The sequence below is a fragment of the Limnospira sp. PMC 289.06 genome, from assembly GCF_032350395.1.
Lineage (GTDB): Bacteria > Cyanobacteriota > Cyanobacteriia > Cyanobacteriales > Microcoleaceae > Limnospira > Limnospira platensis.
In genome coordinates this window covers 1-1,095 of sequence record NZ_JARPLC010000349.1, presented here as the reverse complement: position 1 = coordinate 1,095, position 1,095 = coordinate 1, and the positions used below count along the sequence as shown (strand labels likewise).

Sequence of the window (1,095 nt, the reverse complement as noted above, 5' to 3'; positions counted from 1 at the left end):
ACCTGAAAAAACTCGAATCTGCCATACACTCAAATCTATTGAGTATAATGGCAAAGCAGAGAAACCCGGATTTGATTTCTTAGGTTTCAATATTAGGCAATATCCTGTAGGAAAATATAGAACTGGGAAAATCCAACATGGGAAACCATTAGGACACAAAACACATATAAAACCCAGCCAAAAAGCAGTTGCCCACACAGAAGTGATAAAAGGTGTAATTAAACAATTTAAAACAGCACCTCAATCAGCCCTGATTAACAAACTAAACCCAATTATTAGGGGATGGTCAAACTATTACTCAGCGGTAGTCTCAACAGAGACATTCACCAAACTAGATAAGACAATCTGGCAAATGTTACGGGCATGGACAGTATCAAGATGCGGAAAGGCAAGTCACGAAAAGCTAAGAAATTATTTCAGACATGGAACAATTAAACTTAGCAATGGGAAAGAAAGACACGAAAATTGGATGTTCCAAACCAAAGATGGGTTACATCTATTCAAACACAACTGGACTCCAATTGTCAGACATACCTTAATACGCCCTGACGCAACACTTTATGACGGAAATTGGACCTACTGGGCAAGCAGGAAAGGACGAGCAATCGATACGCCAAATAGGGTAGCAAAACTACTCAAAAAGCAAAAAGGTAGATGTACCTGGTGTGGGCAATTCTTTACCCCATCAGATTTAATTGAAGTAGACCACATTGTACCTAGAAGCCAAGGCGGAAAGGATGAATACAAGAATCTTCAATTATTACATCGCCATTGTCACGATGATAAAACAGCTCTTGATGAAGAGATGATGCTGTACTCTTAACAAGGAGACGGTCAAACTAGGAGCCGTATGAGGTGAAAGTCTCAAGTACGGTTTTGAATGGGAGGGGTAGACCGTGAGGTCTATCTCGACCCCTAATCCAGCCGCCTTTGAAGGCTTGCCGTGAGTTGGTCGAAGGGGGCGGAGCTTGAAACCCATAATTTGGGGTAAGTGATGAGTAGGGTTGTCTGGCAATGGCTTCTAACTTGTAGTGTTAAGACATACGTGCGAGACGTTTAGGAGTCAAATAAGGCTGCAATGCCTGAAATAACCTC

1 protein-coding gene is annotated in these 1,095 nt (G+C 41.6%); it reads left to right on the top strand.

The window, feature by feature from the left end; genetic code table 11:
* Nucleotides 1-823 (top strand): group II intron maturase-specific domain-containing protein (locus tag P5674_RS25115; protein ID WP_315670418.1); only part of this gene is annotated, 823 nt, incomplete at its 5' end.
* Between the last annotated feature and the right edge of the window lie 272 nt (nt 824-1,095).